Origin of the sequence: Rhodococcus sp. M8 (assembly GCF_015654185.1) — a bacterium.
GTDB lineage: Bacteria > Actinomycetota > Actinomycetes > Mycobacteriales > Mycobacteriaceae > Rhodococcus > Rhodococcus aetherivorans.
Genome location: NZ_CP064065.1, coordinates 4,067,386 through 4,083,194, shown reverse-complemented (window position 1 = coordinate 4,083,194; position 15,809 = coordinate 4,067,386). Strand labels below are relative to the sequence as shown.

The window sequence follows — 15,809 nt, the reverse complement described above, 5'->3', positions numbered from 1 at the left end:
GGGCACGGGCCGGGATCGGCCGGATCCGCACCGCGAACCCCGCGGATCTGCCGTCCCCGCGTGCCGGAACGACGAATTGTCGGTCCGACCTGGCAGCATCAGCCGCGGCAGCCTCGCCCGGGGCCGCTCACCATCGGACAACACAGGGGGCCGTCATGCCAGCACCCGTTCTCACCGACGAACAGCGCACCGCCGCACTCGCCAAGGCCGCCGAAGTGCGCAAGGCCCGCAGCGAGCTGCTCGCCGCCGTCAAGGCCGGAGAGCTCGACGTCTCGGCCGTGCTCGACAAGGCGGAGACCGACGAGGTCGTGAAGAAGACGAAGGTCTCGGCCCTGATCAAGGCGCTGCCCGGCATCGGCGCGGTCAAGGCCGCCAAGCTCCTCGAGCAGCTGTCGATCCCGGACACCCGCCGCATCGGGGGCCTCGGCGCCAACCAGCGTCAGGCGCTGCTCGACGCCACGACGGCCGCCTGACCCGTCGTTCGACCCGGCGCAGGTGTTCCCACGTCCCGAAGGGGAACACCTGCGCGGGCGCGCCGTTTACGCGCTCCGCGACCACGGAGCCCGAGCTGGAGGAGTCGGATGACGACGTCGGTGCCCGAATCGCGGCAGCGGCAGGATCGGCTGCTGTTCCGTTTCATGCTGCTCTCACTGGCCGCCGCGGTGGTCACCATCGTCCTCAAGGCGAGCGCCGCGTGGGCAACCGGCTCGGTCGGGTTCCTCTCCGACGCCCTCGAATCCGGGGTCAACCTCGTCGCCGCGGTGGTGGCGCTGATCGCACTGCGGGTGGCGGCCCGACCCCCGGACGCCAGCCACCACTTCGGCCACGGCAAGGCCGAGTACGTCTCCGCCCTGGTCGAGGGTGCGATGATCTTCGTCGCGGCCACCGCGATCGTCTGGACCGCGATCGAACGCCTGATCAGTCCGATTCCGCTCGTCCAGCCCGGGCTCGGGCTGGCCCTGACGACCGTCGCCTCCCTGATCAACCTGGCCGTCGGGATCACCCTGCAGCGCGTGGGTCGCACGCACCGCTCGATCACGCTCGTCGCGGACGGCAAGCACCTGTTGACCGACGTGTGGACCTCCGCCGGAGTGATCGTCGGCATCGTGCTGGTCACCGTCACCGGCTGGGAACCCCTGGATCCGATCGTGGCCCTCGTCGTGGGTGTCAACATCCTGTGGACCGGATACCGGCTGCTTCGCGGCTCGGTCAGCGGCCTGCTCAGCGCCGCCCTCCCCCAGCACGAACAGGACCAGGTCAACGCCGTGCTGGACCGGTTCCGCGCCGAGTGCCCGGTCGAGTTCGCGCCGCTGCGCACCGTCGAATCGGGCCGGCAACGCCAGGTGTTCGTCGTCGTGACCGTTCCGGGCGACTGGACCGTGCGGACCGCCCACGACATGGCCGACCGCATCGAGGCAGCCATCGACGCGGTGCTGCCGCACACCGAGACCTTCATCCACGTGGAACCGGCCACCGCCGGACCCGGCAACGCCTGACCTCGGTCCGCCTCGTCACGGTCGTCGGCTCGGCTCGATCGGGTTCAAGGCAACGCCGGCACCGACGGCCTCAGCCCACGGCCTTCCTCACGAGCGCACTGATGCGCTGTTCTTGGGCTGCGGTCAGCTCCTTCAGGGCGTAGGCGATCGGCCACATGGCGCCGTCGTCGAGCGCCGCCTCGTCGCTGAAGCCGAGCGTGGCATACCTCGACCCGAACTTCTGCGCGCTCTGGAAGTGGCAGAGGACCTTGCCGTTTCTGGCGTACGCGGGCATCCCATACCAGAGCTTCGGCGCGAGGTCCGGAGCGGCGGTCTTGATGATGTCGTGGATCCGCTCGGCGAGGACCCGGTCCGCTTCCGGCATCTCGGCGATCTTCGCGAGCACGTCCCGCTCCGCTGCCGCCTCCTTCTCCGCCCGCGAACCGCGCCGCGCCGCCGCCTTCTTCTGCTCCTGCGCGTGCTCCTTCATCGCGGCCCGCTCCTCGGCGGTGAATCCGTGGTACTGCTCGGTGCTCGCGCCGGAGTTCTCGGTGGACGACTTCGATTGCTGCATGGCAGGTTTCCTCTCACAACAGGGATGAGGCAGGTCAGGACTGTGCAGGCACCGCGGGCGGCGCGGGGGTGAGCGATGTGGCAGCCTCCCAGGCGAATCCGTCCGGGTCGATGAAGGGGCCGGCCGTGCTGCCGAGGACGATGCGGTGCGAGCCGGTGCCGTCGGCGGGGACGCCGAGGTCCTTGGCCAGGCCGCGACGCTTGTACAGCGCCAGCTTGACGGGGCTGGACTCGCCGGCAGTGAACTGGGCATACTTGCCGCCGAAGCTCTTGGCCACGGTCAGGCCCCGGCCGACGTAGAACTGCTTGCTGGCCTTCACGTCCGCTACACCGAGCAGCAGGACGATCTCGTCGATCTCGCAGGTGGCCGGGCCGGTGTCCTTCTTCGCCGAGGTCGCGACCTTCCAGATCGTCCCGTCCGGGGCCTGGACGACTCCGCCGTAGCCCCAGAGCGACTTCGCGGCGGGTCTGAGCACCGTGGCGCCGGCGTCCACGGCGGCGCCGAGGAAGCTGTCGACGGTGGCCGGCCGGGACACCGTGAGCGCCAGGGTGAAGCCACGGAATCCGGTGGAGTGCGACTCGGATGCCCGCAGGCGTAGGTACGTGTCCACGCCGAAGGCGGTGTAGAAGCGGTGGGCGGTCTCGGGGTCGGCCACCTCGAGGGTGACAGATGCGATGGACGTGTCGGATGCGGTGGTTGTCATGACCATCACGCTAGGGACTGCTTGCAGGCCGGGGCTTCTCGATTCCTGACCGGTCGTGCCACCTGCTTCGCCACACACGCCGGCATCCCGCCCGTCATGACCGCAGAGCCCGCATCGCGGGCCGTACCCGCAGCATCGTCATGGCCGGACGCAACATCCGCCGCCAGGCGCCGGAAGACGCCGGGCGGCATGCCGACCAGCTCGGTGAAGCGAGTGGTGAACGTGCCCAGCGACGCGCAGCCGACCGCGAAACACACCTCGGTGACGCTGAGATCGCCGCGACGCAACAGCGCCATCGCGCGTTCGATGCGCCGCGTCATCAAGTACGCGTACGGCGACTCGCCGTACGCGGCCCGGAACTGGCGGCTGAGGTGCCCGGCCGACATGTGCACGCCACGGGCGAGCGCCTCGACGTCCAGCGGCTGCGCGTACTCCCGGTCGATCCGGTCGCGGACGCGGCGCAGCCGCGCGAGATCGGTCCGGGGCTGCGCGTCGGCGCGTGCACGCCGCCATTCTGGCCGACACATGAGAGCACTCCCCTCTCCGTCTTCCGCGCGGCCCTGGTGGGCCATCGGCAGGGCGGGCACCTCTGCGACGATGCGCTGCCGCCCTTGTTGCCGGTGGTCGCCGTGCCGGCCGGCCCGGCCGCATCGACGCCCGTACGGCTCAGCGAAGCTCCTGGATGCGAACCATGTTGCCCGCGGGGTCGCGGAAGGCGCAGTCGCGGATGCCGTACGGCTGTTCGGTCGGCTCCTGGACTACCTCGGTGTCACCGGCCTGCACCTTTTCGAACGTGGCGTCGAGATCCCGGGTGGCCAGCAGGATCCAGCCGTAGGTGCCCTTCGCCATCATCTCGGCGATGGTGCGGCGCTCGTCGTCGGTGATGCCCGGGTCGGCGGCCGGCGGCGCCAGGAGGAGGGACGTGTCGGGCTGACCGGCCGGGCCGACCGTGATCCAGCGCATCCTGCCCTGCCCCACGTCGCTGCGGACCTCGAAGCCGAGGACGTCGCGGTAGAAGGCGAGCGACGCGTCCGGGTCGTCGTGCGGCAGGAAGCTCGTGTGAATGGTGATATCCATGACGAGCAGGTTAGGAGCGGCTCCGTGTCCCGCGCTTCTCGATTCCTGATCGATCCGGCCTCGTGGGGTGGGGCGGCCGGCAGCGCTGGGCAACTCCGCTGCGACGTGGCACGATCGCGTGGGTGACCAGCAGACCCGCTGACGCGCAGCGCCGGACCGATCTCGCGCGGCTGCGCCGCGTTCGCGACCGGATCGATCGGGAGTACGCGCAGCCGCTGGACGTCGAGGCGCTCGCCCGTGGCGTGCACATGTCGGCCGGGCACCTCAGCCGCCAGTTCCGGGCCGCGTACGGGGAGTCGCCGTACGCGTACTTGATGACGCGGCGCATCGAACGCGCGATGGCGCTGTTGCGTCGCGGCGATCTCAGCGTCACCGAGGTGTGTTTCGCGGTCGGCTGCGCGTCGCTGGGTACCTTCAGCACTCGCTTCACCGAATTGGTCGGTGTGCCGCCCAGCGTCTATCGGCGTCAGGCGGCGCGCACGGCGGCGGGGATGCCGTCGTGCGTCGCGAAGACGGTGACCAGACCGATCAGGAATCGAGAAGCGGGAGTCACCGAGCGGCACCTAGCCTGACCGCCATGGACGTCACCATTGACTCGAGCTTTCCCTTCCCGGCAGATGGAGACACCATGAGCATGGCCACGAGGACGGACACGCGGTCGTCTGCGCCGCACGTTGCGGACAGTCACGATCTGATCCGCGTGCACGGTGCGCGCGTGAACAACCTCAAGGACATCAGCGTCGAGATCCCGAAGCGCCGGCTGACGGTGTTCACCGGCGTCTCCGGTTCGGGCAAGAGCTCTCTGGTGTTCGGCACGATCGCCGCGGAGTCGCAGCGGATGATCAACGAGACCTACAGCGCCTTCGTGCAGGGTTTCATGCCGACGCTGGCGCGGCCCGAGGTCGACGTCCTCGAAGGATTGACGACCGCGATCATCGTCGACCAGGAGCGGATGGGCTCGAACCCCCGCTCCACCGTCGGCACCGCCACCGACGCAAACGCGATGCTGCGCATCCTCTTCAGCCGGCTGGGGCAGCCGCACATCGGCTCGCCCAACGCGTACTCGTTCAACGTCCCCTCGGTGAAGGCCAGCGGTGCGATCACGGTCGAACGCGGCGCCGGCAAGACGAAGACCGAGAGGGCGACCTTCACCCGGCTCGGCGGCATGTGTCCGCGCTGTGAGGGGATGGGCGCGGTCACCGACTTCGACCTGTCCGCGTTGTACGACGACAGTCTGTCGCTCAACGAGGGTGCGCTCACGATCCCCGGTTACAGCATGGACGGCTGGTACGGCCGGATCTACCGGGGCTGCGGCTTCTTCGACCCGGACAAACCGATCCGCAAGTACACCAAGAAGGAGCTGCACGACCTGCTGTACAAGGAGCCGACCAAGATCAAGGTCGAAGGGATCAACCTGACGTACGAGGGGCTGATCCCGAAGATCCAGAAGTCGATGCTGTCCAAGGACGTCGACGCACTGCAGCCGCATATCCGGGCGTTCGTGGAACGGGCCGTGACCTTCTCCACCTGCCCCGAGTGCGACGGCACCCGGCTCGGCAAGGAGGCACGGTCGTCGAAGATCAAGGGAAAGAACATCGCCGACGTCTGCTCGATGCAGATCAGCGACCTGGCCGTCTGGGTCCGGAGCCTCGACGAACCGTCGGTGGCCCCGCTGCTCACCGGGCTGCAACACCTTCTCGACTCGTTCGCCGAGATCGGGTTGGGGTACCTCTCACTCGACCGGCCGGCGGGCACCCTCTCCGGGGGAGAGGCACAGCGCACCAAGATGATCCGCCACCTCGGTTCCTCGCTCACCGACGTCACGTACGTGTTCGACGAACCCACCATCGGCCTGCACCCGCACGACATCGCGCGTATGAACGACCTGCTGCTGCAGCTGCGCGACAAGGGCAACACGGTGCTCGTCGTCGAGCACAAGCCGGAGGCGATCGCGATCGCCGACCACGTCGTCGACCTCGGACCGCGCGCCGGCACCGAGGGCGGCGAGGTGGTGTTCGAGGGCACCGTCGAGGGGCTGCGTGCCAGTGGCACGCTCACCGGGCGGCACCTGGACGACCGCGCGTCGGTGAAGCCCTCGGTGCGGACACCGTCGGGTGTGCTGGAAGTGCGCGGTGCCGGCACCCACAACCTGCAGGACGTCGACGTGGACATTCCACTCGGCGTGCTGGTCGTCCTCACCGGGGTAGCGGGCTCGGGCAAGAGCTCGCTGATCGACGGTTCGGTGTCCGGGCGCGACGGAGTGGTGTCGGTCGACCAGGGGGCGATCAAGGGCTCGCGGCGGAGCAACCCGGCGACGTACACCGGGCTGCTCGACCCGATCCGGAAGGCGTTCGCGAAGACCAACGGCGTGAAGCCGGCGTTGTTCAGCGCCAACTCCGAGGGCGCGTGCCCCGCCTGCAACGGCGCCGGAGTCATCTACACCGACCTGGGCGTCATGGCCACCGTCGAATCCACCTGCGAGGACTGCGAGGGGAGGCGGTTCCAGGCTGAGGTGCTGGAGTACACGTTCGGCGGCCGGAGCATCGCCGACGTGCTCGCGATGCCGGTGGCCGAGGCCGAGGAGTTCTTCGGCGCCGGCGAGGCGCGGATCCCGGCGGCCCACAAGATTCTGCAGCGGCTCGCCGATGTCGGGCTCGGCTACGTCACCCTCGGCCAGCCGCTCACCACGTTGTCCGGCGGTGAGCGGCAGCGACTCAAGCTGGCCACCCGGATGGCCGAGAAGGGCGGCGTCTACGTCCTCGACGAACCGACAACCGGCCTCCACCTCGCCGACGTCGAGCAACTGCTCGGCCTGCTCGACAGGCTCGTCGACTCCGGCAAGTCCGTCATCGTCATCGAGCACCACCAGGCGGTCATGGCGCACGCCGACTGGATCATCGACCTCGGCCCCGGCGCCGGCCACGACGGTGGCCGGATCGTCTTCGAGGGCACACCCGCCGACCTCGTCACCACCCGCTCCACCCTCACCGGCGAGCACCTCGCGGCCTATGTCGGCGCCCGGCCGGGCTTGTCGCGGACACCGTGAGGCGAGTTCGCCCCACGGGTGCGACAGCCCTCGCCGTCAGTTGGGGCGGACGGTGAGGATCTGGGACACGGTGCCGACGGGGCCGTGCGTGTCGTGGAGGACGCTGCTGGTCAGCCCCAGGCCGTCGGGACCGAACGAGACGGTGGTGTCGAAGCCGAGCCAGTCGCCGCGGGGTTCGGTGAACAGGTGGGCGGTGAGGTCGACGTTGGGGAAGGCGACGTCTTTCGGGGACACGCGTACGGTCATGCCGTTGGCGATGTCGAACAGTCCCGCGGCACCGGCCAGCGCGCTGACCTTCTCGTCGAGCACGAGGGGCAGCGGCGTGCGCACCCAGTACGCCGCCCGGCCGGGCTCGAGCTGGATGCGGCGGATCTCGGTGGAGGCGATGAACCCGCCCGGCCACACCGTCGAGGCGTCCCAGGGAGCCATGGCGTCGGGCGGGTCGATCCGCGGCAGCGACGTCGCCTCCAGCGCGGGCGTGGGGCGGGATTGCATGAGCCAGGCCCGCAGCCGTACGACGGCGCGACCGTCGTGGGCGAGGACGGCCTCGACGAGCTCGATGGTGCGCCCGGGACGCAGGACGGTGACGGTGGTCTCGACCGTGTCGACCGGGACGGTGCCGAGGATGTCGTAGGACAGGCGGCCGACGACCAGTCCGTCGTCGCGGCGTGCGTCACGGTCGCATTCCACGGCGTGCACCAGCAGACCCAGTGCGGGCGCGATGTGCTGCTCCTGCGGGTTCCAGGCACCGCTGACGTGGTGGGTCGGCCGGAACGCGGCCGGACCGATCCGTTCGAAGTAGGTCATCTGCTGCTCCTTGCGCGGGGTCGGTGACTCATCCGGGCATGATCCCAGTCGATCACGACCCTCTTCGGACCGGACGGGTGCGGCGCAGAGCGACGGCAGCCCGCCCCCTGGTCGGCCAGGGGGCGGGCTGCCGCGTATTTCGGACGGTGCGGGATCAGGCGGGGACGTGGGCCTCGGCCCAGGCGTTGTAACCGCCGAGCAGGTCCGAGACGTTGTCGAAGCCCTGCGCCCGCAGCAGCGACGCGGCCACACTCGAACGCCACCCACCGGCGCAGTGCACCACGATCGGCTTGCCGGTCGGCACCTGCCCGAGCCGGGTCCGCAGCTGCGCCAACGGGATCGGCACCGCCCCCGGAATCACCCCGAACTCCCGTTCACCGGGATTACGGATGTCGACCAGCGTCACCGCATCGGCGGCGAGCAACTCGTCGAGCTGCGCGACGGTGGTCCGCGGCGCGGTCTGCACCAGATCCGCCAGCTCCGCCGGGAACACCCCGTCGTGATCGACGGTGAGATAACCGGCCGCGTTGTCCGACCCGATCCGGGCCAGCCGCACCGCCGCGTCCTGCTCCTCCCCCGGATAGGTGATCAACACGATCTTCTCCCCCACCTCGGCGACCATCCCGCCGGTCTCGGCGAACCGGCCGTCGAACCCGACGTTGACCGACCCGCGCAGATGCCCCGCCGCGAAGTCGTCCACACCGCGCGCATCGAGCACCCGGGTCCCGGCGGCCAGCTCCGCCCGCACCCGCGCCGGGCTCAGCTCCGGGATGGTGCGCCCCCGATCGAGCAGCGGATGCACGCTCTTGTTCAACCCGGCATCGACCGAGAAGTAGGCCGGCGCGGCCGGCTGCCCCTCGGTGACCAACGCCACGAACGCCTCCTCGCTCATCGGCTGCACCGACGGATTGCTCACCCGCTGCTCCCCGATCGTCGAGGTCAGCTCCGTCGACAGGTTCTTCCCGCACGACGAGCCGGCACCGTGCGCGGGCAGCACCGTGACCGCATCGGGCAGGGTCAGCAGCTTCTCGTGCACCGTGTGGTACATCGCCCGCGCCAGATCCTCGGTCGACGAATCCCCCAGATTCACCAGGTCCGGGCGGCCCACATCACCGATGAACAACGAATCCCCGGTCAGCACCGCGGCCGGGGTCGCCCCCGGATGCTCGCGCACCAGCACCGAGATCGACTCCCAGGTGTGCCCCGGGGTGGCCAGGATCTCGAGGTCCACCTCCCCGAGGGACAGGTGCTCGCCGTCGCGCAGCCGCCGGATCGGGTAGTCCGCCTCGGCGGCCTCCCCGAACCCGATCCACGCCCCGGTCGCCTCGAGCAGCTCCAGATGCCCGGAGACGAAATCCGCGTGGAAATGCGTGTTGATCACACCCTCGATGCGCAGCCCGTGCCGCGCGGCGTCGTCGAGGTACTCGGTGACATCGCGGCGCGGATCGACCACCACCGCCCGGCCGGTGCCCTCGTCACCGATCAGGTACGACGCGTGCGACAGGCACTCGATGTAGTACTGCTCGAGAATCATCGTGGTTCCTCCGTATGGGTCGATTTCGTCCTCGATATGGACAACCCTGCCACATACCCCCTAGGGTATGTCAAGTACCCCATGGGGTATCCCTTCGAACCTCGTCCCCTACCGCAGGAAGCACAGCGATGAACACTCCCGTCGACCCCGTCCCCAGGACCGCCGTCACCCCCGAAGCCGATACGCAGGTGCTGCACCGGCTGCGCCGCGCGCAGGGGCAGCTCGCCGGCGTGATCGCCATGCTCGAATCCGGCCGCGAGTGCCGGGACGTGGTGACCCAGCTCGCCGCCGTCTCCCGGGCGCTCGACCGCGCCGGGTTCAAGATCGTTGCCGCGCAGCTTCGTCGGTGCATGCTCGACGAGGAGGACGACACGTGCCCGGACCGGCTCACCGAGGAACAGCTCGAGCGCCTCTTCCTCGCCCTGGCCTGAGGGAGACCGCCCGACGACGACGTTCGCGACGTGGTGGCGCGATCAGCGCCGTCGGGCCCTGACCACCGTGTCGTGCACGGTGACGGCGCGTCCGTCCGGGTCGGTGACCGACCGCGCGACGGCGGCCTCGGTGACGACGTCCCAGCCGTCGGGATCGAGCAGCGCCACGACGTCCGCTCCCGTGAAGAACAGCTCGGGCCGCGGCGGGCGCGGCACGGTGGTCTGCAGGTCGGAGGGGTGATGCCCGACGATCAGGAGGGTGCCGCCGGGAGCGACCGCCTCCGCGAGCCTTCGAAAGAGGACGTCGCGTCCCGGTGGCGGCAGGTGCATGTACTGCGCGGAGACCAGGTCGTACCGCCCCCGGCCGGGGTCCCACGCGGTGAGATTCTCGTGCAGCCACGTGATGCGCCCGGCGATCTCGGCGCCGGCCCGATCCGCGTGCTCGGCGGCGCGTCGCAGGGCGACGCCGGACACGTCCACGCCGTCGACCCGCCAGCCGCGCCGCGCGAGCCAGATGGCGTCCGCGCCCTCGCCGCAGCCGACGTCGAGGGCGAGGCCGGGCTCGAGTTCGGCCGCCTCCCCCACGAGGTGACGGTTCGGCTCACCGCTCCAGAGCGCGGGACGGGAACGGTAGCGCTCGTCCCAGAGTTCTTCGTCGAGTTGGTTTTCCGGCACTGCGACTCCTTCGGTCGTCGGTACGGGTGGTCGGGCGCGTCAGCCACGGAGCGGGAAGCCGATGCGGGACAACAGATTCCGGGGACGAGACACCGGCGCCGGGAGCAGTTCGCCGGCTCGCTCGGGGAGTTCCCGCTCGATCGCGGCCTCGATCTCGCGCACCCCGGGATTGACCAGGGCGACCCGTCCCACGAAGACGGTCGGCACGGTCTCGTCGCCGCCGGTGACCGCACGGACCCGCCCCGCGGCCGCGCGGTCCTGCCAGATGTCGATCTCGCGGGTGTCGATGCCGCGTCGGCGCAGGGCCCGGCGCAGCCGCGAACAGAACGGGCACCCGGGTCGCCACAGCACTTCGATCCCGTCGACGAAGTCCGCCGATGTCATCTCCTCGCTCCTCTCACAGCACGTCCCGACCAATATACCCGAGGGGGTATTTTTCCTCCGGTGTTGCGCACCGTCTCGTACGGACGCGGCTCGGAAGGTCTCGAACTCGCCGATCCGCCCCGGCGGTGACTTTCGACCCTTCCCGGCCGCGGTCCACGAGCGCACGGTGAAGGCAACCGCGACCTGCTGCGGGATGGGAGGAACGTCGTGACCACCTGGATCATCCTCGCCGCGGTGCTCCTCGTCGTGGTGATGTTCGTGTTGTCGCAGTCGGTGCACGTCATCGCCCAGTACGAGAAGGGCGTGCTCTTCCGGTTCGGCCGGCTGCTCGGGGTGAAGGAACCCGGCCTGCATCTGATCATCCCGATCGTCGACCGCCTCACGAAGGTGTCGTTGCGGATCGTCACGATGCCGATCCAGTCCCAGGGGATCATCACGCGCGACAACGTCAGCGTGGACATCTCCGCAGTCGCCTATTTCCGTGTCATCGACGCCGTGAAGTCGGTCGTCGCGATCGAGAACGTCGCCGCTGCGATCGATCAGATCGCCCAGACCACGCTGCGCAGGGTGGTCGGCCGCCACACCCTCGACGAGGCGTTGTCGGAGACCGACGTCATCAACGTCCACATTCGAGAATTCCTCGACGTGTCCACCCTCGAATGGGGCGTGGAGGTGACCCTGGTGGAGTTGAAGGACATCCAGCTTCCCGACAGCATGAAACGCGCCATGGCACGTCAGGCCGAGGCCGAGCGGGAGAAGCGCGCCAAGATCATCGCGGCGGAAGGTGAGTCGATGGCGGCCGCCGCGCTCGGAGACGCCTCCGACACGATGATGGCCCACCCCCTGGCCCTGCAACTGCGCAACCTGCAGACCCTGGTGGAGCTGGGGGTCGAGAAGAACACCACCGTGGTGTTCCCGGCCCCCATGATGAGTGCCATCGGCGAACTGAAGACCTTCCTCGAACACGAAGCCACCGCGGCAGCGGCAGCGGCCGCCCAGCGCACACCGGTGGCGCCCACCTCCGGCCTCGTCGGCAACGGCACGTCGGCATCCGTCGCGGTGGCCCCCACCGCGCCGGCGCGAGGAGGGTAGGGCCAGGACGGGACTCGACGGTGGAGCGGTGATCGTCCCCGGTGGCAGCCGCGGCATTGCGGTCGACGACGATGCCACCACGGGCGTGATTCTCGATCTCCGGCGGACCGGCATGCAGTGACCGCAGGTGAGCCCACTGCCTTCTTTCCGGCCCGGGGGGCGACACCCGGGTGCTTCAATGGTCGGGTGTGCAGATGGATGGCCTACTCGGGCGAGCCGATCCTCGTGGAGGATCTGCTGTTCAAGCCCGAGCATTCACTCATCGACCAGAGCCTGCACTCCCATCTCGGAGCCACCACCACCAACGGTGACGGATTCGGAATCGGCTGGTACGGAATAGGTTCCGAACCGGCGATGTTCAAGAGCATCGATCCGGCGTGGAACAACCACAACCTGAGGGAGATCGCCGGGCAGATCCGCACCCCGCTGCTGTTCGCGCACGTGCGGTCCTCGACCGGCACGCAGGTGCAGCGCAGCAATTGCCACCCGTTCCGGCACGAGGAATGGCTGTGGATGCACAACGGCGAGATCCTCGGCTTCCGGGACATCAAGCGGGAACTGATGATGGCCGTGGATCCGTCGCTGTACCCGGACATCGCGGGTACCACGGACTCCGAGGTGCTGTTCTTCCTCGCTCTCACGTTCGGTCTCCGGGACGATCCGTTCACCGCGGTCGGCCGTGCGATCGGGATGGTCGAGAAGGTCGCCCGCCACCGCGGGATCGACGATCCCGTGCAGATGACCGTGGCCACCACGGCCGGCGACACCATCTGGGTGTTCCGCTACTCCAGCGAGGGCCGGACCCGGTCGCTGTTCTACTCCACCGAGGTCGCCAAGCTCCGCGAGCTGCACCCCGAGGTGGAGATGTTCCATCGTCTGGGCATCGACGCCCGGTTCGTCGTGTCCGAACCGCTCCGCGATCTGCCGGGCGCATGGAACGAGATGCCCGAGTCCTCCGCCGCCGTGGTCGGCCCCGCGGGCAACGACATCCGGCCGTTCCGGCCGCTCGAGCCCGTCTGACGCGAGAGGTCGATGCATGAGTCTTGACAGTTCGCCGAAGGGTCCGGCGGTGGCCTCGGGTTCCGCACTGGTGCTCGCGGTACTGGCTGCGGGGCAGTTCCTGATGACGCTCGACAGCTCCGTGATGAACGTGTCGATGGCGACTGTGGCCGCGGACGTGGGCACCACCATCACCGGCATCCAGACCGCCATCACCCTCTACACCCTGGTGATGGCCAGCTTGATGATCACCGGCGGCAAGATCGGCACCATCCTCGGGCGGCGCCGCGCGTTCGGGCTCGGCCTGATCATCTACGGCGCCGGGTCGTTCGTCACCGGGATCGCGCCGAATCTCACCGTCCTCCTCATCGGCTGGTCCCTGCTCGAGGGCATCGGCGCCGCCCTGATCATGCCCGCGATCGTTTCCCTGGTCGCGGCGAACTTCCCCGCCGAACGCCGCCCCGCCGCCTACGGATTGGTGGCCGCGGCGGGTGCCGCGGCAGTCGCGGTGGGGCCGTTGCTCGGTGGGGCGGTGACCACGTTCGCGTCCTGGCGCTACGTCTTCTTCGGCGAGGTTGTCATCGTCGTCCTGATCCTGCTCGCGCTGCGTCGCGTGGAAGACATTCCACCGCAGCGGATCCGGCTCGACCTCGTCGGCTCGCTCCTGTCGGTCGCCGGCCTGGGAATGTTCGTCTACGGCGTGCTGCGCTCGAGCGAATGGGGCTGGATCCAGACCAAACCCGGCGGACCGGCGATCCTGGGACTGTCCCCCGTCATCTGGTTGCTGCTGGGTGGACTCTTCGTGCTCTACCTGTTCCTGCGGCGGGAGACGTACCTGGCGAAGACGGGCGGCGAACCGCTGGTCGACCCCGCGCTGCTGAGGAACAGTCAGCTCACCGGCGGTCTGAGCATGTTCTTCGCCCAATTCCTCATTCAGGCCGGGGTGTTCTTCTCCGTCCCCCTGTTCCTGTCCGTGGTTCTCGAACTCAGTGCGCTCGAGACGGGTGTGCGGATCCTTCCGCTGTCGATCGCTCTGGTCCTGGCCGCGGTCGGCATCCCCAAGCTGCGACCCCAGGCGAATCCCCGGCGCATCGTCCGGATCGGCCTCGGGATCATGGTCGTCGGCATTCTCATCCTCGTGGGTGGGATGGATCCCGGCGCAAATGCGGCGGTCGTGTCGATCCCGATGCTGCTGATGGGTCTCGGACTGGGTGCGCTGGCCTCCCAGCTCGGTGCGGTCACGGTGTCCGCGGTGCCGGACTCGCAGAGCGCCGAGGTCGGCGGTCTGCAGAACACGGCGACCAATCTCGGCGCGTCACTGGGGACCGCCCTGATCGGCTCCATCCTGATCGCCACCCTGACCACCTCCGTCATCGCCGGCATCGAGAACAACCCGGCCGTGCCGGAATCGGTGCAACAGCAGGCCACCACGGACATGGCTGCCGGGGTGCCGTTCCTGTCCGACACCCAGTTGGAGGGTGCCCTGGACGAGGCCGGGGTGGACGAGGCCACCGCGGATGCGATCCTCGAGGTCAACTCGGACGCGCGGCTCGAGGCCCTGCAGGTGGCCTTCGCCGTCACGGCACTGATCACCGTCGCCGCACTGTTCGGCACCGGATCGCTACCGCGCCGGCCGGTGGGCGCACGGCCCGGCGAGGGTCAGCGCAGGCCCGACGAGACCGACGACGAGCGCTGAGGCCGGAAGGCCAGGTCCCGGAGCCGCGCCCAGTCCCAGGTCGGTGCCGAGACCAGGGTTCCCGGACGGCGCCGGGGCACCCGCACCCGCAGCGCCTGCGGCTCGACGGTGCAGCGCACCGGCGTGGGCAGCATCAGCGCTTCCCCGTCCACCCCGACCGGAATCTCCGGTGCCTCCGCGTCGACGATCACCTCGGTGGCCACGCGCTGAACCAGCCCCCGGCTGTGCGTGCGGCGCAGCAGGTCGACCGCCTGCCCCGCGCCGGCTACCGAGATCGTCACCACCCCGAGCACCCCGCGATCCAGCCGGGGCCGTCGTCCCAGCCCCGCGAGGTCGTCGGTCGCGTACGGGTCGTTGCTCACCAGGACGGCCTGCGCGCCTTCCACCGTCGTGTCGCCGTCGATGCGGGCCCTCAGCCGGGTGGCGCTGTCGCGAGCGAGCAGGTCGGGCATCATCCGCAGGGCCGTCCCGGCCTTGTCGTCCCGGTATTCCGGGCTCTGCACCACGTCGGCGTAGACGCCGAACGAGGCGTTGTTGACGAACACCCGTCCCCCGATCCTGCCGAGATCGACGCGGAGTTCCACCCCGTCCCGCAGAGCGTCCAGGCCTGCGGCCGGGTCCTCCCGGTCCAGTCCCAGATCCAGCGCGAAGTGGTTCCGCGTGCCGGCGCTGATCACCAAGAATGGCAGCCCATGCTCGGCCGCGATCGCCGCCACCAGGGCCTGTGTCCCGTCACCGCCGGCGACACCGAGCAGGTCGGCGCCCCGCTCCACCGCCTGCCGGGCCAGGGCCTCGACGTCGACGGGCCCCGGTCCCGCGAGCAGGGCTACCTCGGCACCGAGTTCCTCGGCCTTGCGTTGCAGATCGAACTTCACGACCTTGCCGCCCCCCGAACGGGGGTTCATCACCAGGAACGGGCGGTGGACCGGCGCGGCGGGGTACTCGGGCATCCCCTGCTCTGTGTCACGGCGCAGGGCCGCCCGCGCGCACGCCAAGGCGAGCAGCACCAGCGCGACCGACACCAACGCGACCCAGAGCACGCGCTCCCGCACGAACAGCACGGGCAGCGCGAGGGGGGCGACCACTGCGAGACCCAGTGACAGCGCGCGCAGCAGCCCCCGGGTCGCGAGGAACCAGTAGAGGGCCGCGACCGTCACCGCTGCCACCGTCACGCTCACCGCCAGGAGTGCGAGGGCGCCGCGCAGGCCCGCGACGATCACCGGAACGGCGGCAGCGCCGAGGACGGCGGCGAACGCCGCACGCGCCCACCATCGGCGGGAGACCGGCACCTCGTCGCCGGGAACGGCGCCCATCGG

General features: G+C 69.7%; 17 protein-coding genes. 8 read left to right on the top strand and 9 right to left on the bottom strand.

All coding sequences use genetic code 11. The features are described from left to right. Nucleotides 1–155: 155 nt before the first annotated feature. Nucleotides 156–473, top strand: coding sequence for an integration host factor, actinobacterial type (mihF, locus tag ISO16_RS18550; protein WP_072633939.1), 318 nt, complete (start codon nt 156–158; stop codon nt 471–473). 108 nt (nt 474–581) lie between these two features. Next, complete coding sequence (locus ISO16_RS18545) at nt 582–1,496, top strand: cation diffusion facilitator family transporter (protein ID WP_072633938.1); 915 nt, start codon at nt 582–584, stop codon at nt 1,494–1,496. A 70-nt stretch (nt 1,497–1,566) separates the two neighbouring features. On the opposite strand, the gene ISO16_RS18540 is transcribed toward ISO16_RS18545, so the two are convergent. The 4 genes from ISO16_RS18540 to ISO16_RS18525 all read right to left on the bottom strand — a co-directional run bounded on the left by ISO16_RS18540 (nt 1,567) and on the right by ISO16_RS18525 (nt 3,829). Continuing rightward, nucleotides 1,567–2,049 carry an iron chaperone gene (locus ISO16_RS18540; protein WP_072633937.1) on the bottom strand — a complete coding sequence of 161 codons (483 nt, stop codon included), beginning with the start codon at nt 2,047–2,049 and terminating at the stop codon, nt 1,567–1,569. Between the two features lie 34 nt (nt 2,050–2,083). Beyond that, a complete protein-coding gene (locus ISO16_RS18535) occupies nt 2,084–2,752 on the bottom strand; it encodes a glyoxalase (protein WP_072633945.1) in 669 nt (222 codons plus the stop codon). A gap of 5 nt (nt 2,753–2,757) precedes the next feature. After that, nucleotides 2,758–3,279, bottom strand: a complete 522-nt coding sequence (locus ISO16_RS18530) for a helix-turn-helix transcriptional regulator (RefSeq protein WP_072633944.1) — start codon at nt 3,277–3,279, stop codon at nt 2,758–2,760. Nucleotides 3,280–3,418: 139 nt separating this feature from the next. Continuing rightward, a complete protein-coding gene (locus ISO16_RS18525) occupies nt 3,419–3,829 on the bottom strand; it encodes a VOC family protein (protein WP_029546974.1) in 411 nt (136 codons plus the stop codon). A gap of 122 nt (nt 3,830–3,951) precedes the next feature. Between ISO16_RS18525 and ISO16_RS18520 the strand changes: the two genes are divergently transcribed. Together ISO16_RS18520 and ISO16_RS18515 are read left to right on the top strand one after the other, a co-directional pair. Next, on the top strand, nt 3,952–4,401 hold the full coding sequence (locus tag ISO16_RS18520) for a helix-turn-helix transcriptional regulator (protein ID WP_072633936.1): 450 nt from the start codon (nt 3,952–3,954) through the stop codon (nt 4,399–4,401). Between the two features lie 56 nt (nt 4,402–4,457). Continuing rightward, a complete protein-coding gene (locus tag ISO16_RS18515) occupies nt 4,458–6,875 on the top strand; it encodes an ATP-binding cassette domain-containing protein (RefSeq protein WP_442800832.1) in 2,418 nt (805 codons plus the stop codon). Between the two features lie 36 nt (nt 6,876–6,911). Here ISO16_RS18515 and ISO16_RS18510 read toward each other — a convergent pair whose 3' ends face one another. Both ISO16_RS18510 and ISO16_RS18505 read right to left on the bottom strand, forming a co-directional pair. Further along, nucleotides 6,912–7,682: a thioesterase family protein gene (locus tag ISO16_RS18510; protein WP_006935447.1), complete on the bottom strand. Its 771-nt coding sequence runs from the start codon at nt 7,680–7,682 to the stop codon at nt 6,912–6,914. Nucleotides 7,683–7,836: 154 nt separating this feature from the next. Continuing rightward, nucleotides 7,837–9,216: an MBL fold metallo-hydrolase gene (locus ISO16_RS18505; RefSeq protein ID WP_006942079.1), complete on the bottom strand. Its 1,380-nt coding sequence runs from the start codon at nt 9,214–9,216 to the stop codon at nt 7,837–7,839. Between the two features lie 128 nt (nt 9,217–9,344). On the opposite strand from ISO16_RS18505, the gene ISO16_RS18500 reads away from it, so the two are divergent. Further along, nucleotides 9,345–9,647, top strand: a complete 303-nt coding sequence (locus ISO16_RS18500; RefSeq protein WP_006940428.1) for a metal-sensitive transcriptional regulator — start codon at nt 9,345–9,347, stop codon at nt 9,645–9,647. A gap of 42 nt (nt 9,648–9,689) precedes the next feature. Here ISO16_RS18500 and ISO16_RS18495 read toward each other — a convergent pair whose 3' ends face one another. Both ISO16_RS18495 and ISO16_RS18490 read right to left on the bottom strand, forming a co-directional pair. After that, complete coding sequence (locus ISO16_RS18495) at nt 9,690–10,322, bottom strand: class I SAM-dependent methyltransferase (RefSeq protein ID WP_050034356.1); 633 nt, start codon at nt 10,320–10,322, stop codon at nt 9,690–9,692. Nucleotides 10,323–10,361: 39 nt separating this feature from the next. Continuing rightward, the gene (locus tag ISO16_RS18490) at nt 10,362–10,706 is read right to left on the bottom strand and encodes a glutaredoxin domain-containing protein (RefSeq protein WP_072633933.1); all 345 of its coding nucleotides are present in this window, start codon (nt 10,704–10,706) and stop codon (nt 10,362–10,364) included. A 207-nt stretch (nt 10,707–10,913) separates the two neighbouring features. On the opposite strand from ISO16_RS18490, the gene ISO16_RS18485 reads away from it, so the two are divergent. The 3 genes from ISO16_RS18485 (at nt 10,914) to ISO16_RS18475 (ending at nt 14,493) form a co-directional block, all read left to right on the top strand. Beyond that, complete coding sequence (locus ISO16_RS18485; RefSeq protein ID WP_139310931.1) at nt 10,914–11,798, top strand: slipin family protein; 885 nt, start codon at nt 10,914–10,916, stop codon at nt 11,796–11,798. Between the two features lie 198 nt (nt 11,799–11,996). Further along, nucleotides 11,997–12,818 (top strand): class II glutamine amidotransferase, encoded by an 822-nt coding sequence (locus ISO16_RS18480; RefSeq protein ID WP_006940434.1) that lies wholly within the window; start codon nt 11,997–11,999, stop codon nt 12,816–12,818. Nucleotides 12,819–12,834: 16 nt separating this feature from the next. Further along, a complete protein-coding gene (locus ISO16_RS18475; protein ID WP_043798327.1) occupies nt 12,835–14,493 on the top strand; it encodes an MFS transporter in 1,659 nt (552 codons plus the stop codon). On the opposite strand, the gene ISO16_RS18470 is transcribed toward ISO16_RS18475, so the two are convergent. After that, nucleotides 14,457–15,806: a diacylglycerol/lipid kinase family protein gene (locus ISO16_RS18470; protein WP_170914012.1), complete on the bottom strand. Its 1,350-nt coding sequence runs from the start codon at nt 15,804–15,806 to the stop codon at nt 14,457–14,459. The genes ISO16_RS18475 and ISO16_RS18470 overlap by 37 nt on opposite strands. Nucleotides 15,807–15,809 lie beyond the last annotated feature (3 nt).

Bases quoted from the DNA above. Each gene is read 5' to 3' on its own strand.
- ISO16_RS18525 (WP_029546974.1), bottom strand. From the start codon at position 3,829: ATGGATATCACCATTCACACGAGCTTCCTGCCGCACGACGACCCGGAC.
- ISO16_RS18505 (WP_006942079.1), bottom strand. From the start codon at position 9,216: ATGATTCTCGAGCAGTACTACATCGAGTGCCTGTCGCACGCGTCGTAC.
- ISO16_RS18545 (WP_072633938.1), top strand. From the start codon at position 582: ATGACGACGTCGGTGCCCGAATCGCGGCAGCGGCAGGATCGGCTGCTG.
- ISO16_RS18480 (WP_006940434.1), top strand. From the start codon at position 11,997: ATGGCCTACTCGGGCGAGCCGATCCTCGTGGAGGATCTGCTGTTCAAG.
- ISO16_RS18490 (WP_072633933.1), bottom strand. From the start codon at position 10,706: ATGACATCGGCGGACTTCGTCGACGGGATCGAAGTGCTGTGGCGACCC.
- ISO16_RS18500 (WP_006940428.1), top strand. From the start codon at position 9,345: ATGAACACTCCCGTCGACCCCGTCCCCAGGACCGCCGTCACCCCCGAA.
- ISO16_RS18515 (WP_442800832.1), top strand. From the start codon at position 4,458: ATGAGCATGGCCACGAGGACGGACACGCGGTCGTCTGCGCCGCACGTT.
- ISO16_RS18510 (WP_006935447.1), bottom strand. From the start codon at position 7,682: ATGACCTACTTCGAACGGATCGGTCCGGCCGCGTTCCGGCCGACCCAC.
- ISO16_RS18540 (WP_072633937.1), bottom strand. From the start codon at position 2,049: ATGCAGCAATCGAAGTCGTCCACCGAGAACTCCGGCGCGAGCACCGAG.
- ISO16_RS18470 (WP_170914012.1), bottom strand. From the start codon at position 15,806: ATGGGCGCCGTTCCCGGCGACGAGGTGCCGGTCTCCCGCCGATGGTGG.
- ISO16_RS18530 (WP_072633944.1), bottom strand. From the start codon at position 3,279: ATGTGTCGGCCAGAATGGCGGCGTGCACGCGCCGACGCGCAGCCCCGG.
- mihF (WP_072633939.1), top strand. From the start codon at position 156: ATGCCAGCACCCGTTCTCACCGACGAACAGCGCACCGCCGCACTCGCC.
- ISO16_RS18535 (WP_072633945.1), bottom strand. From the start codon at position 2,752: ATGACAACCACCGCATCCGACACGTCCATCGCATCTGTCACCCTCGAG.
- ISO16_RS18475 (WP_043798327.1), top strand. From the start codon at position 12,835: ATGAGTCTTGACAGTTCGCCGAAGGGTCCGGCGGTGGCCTCGGGTTCC.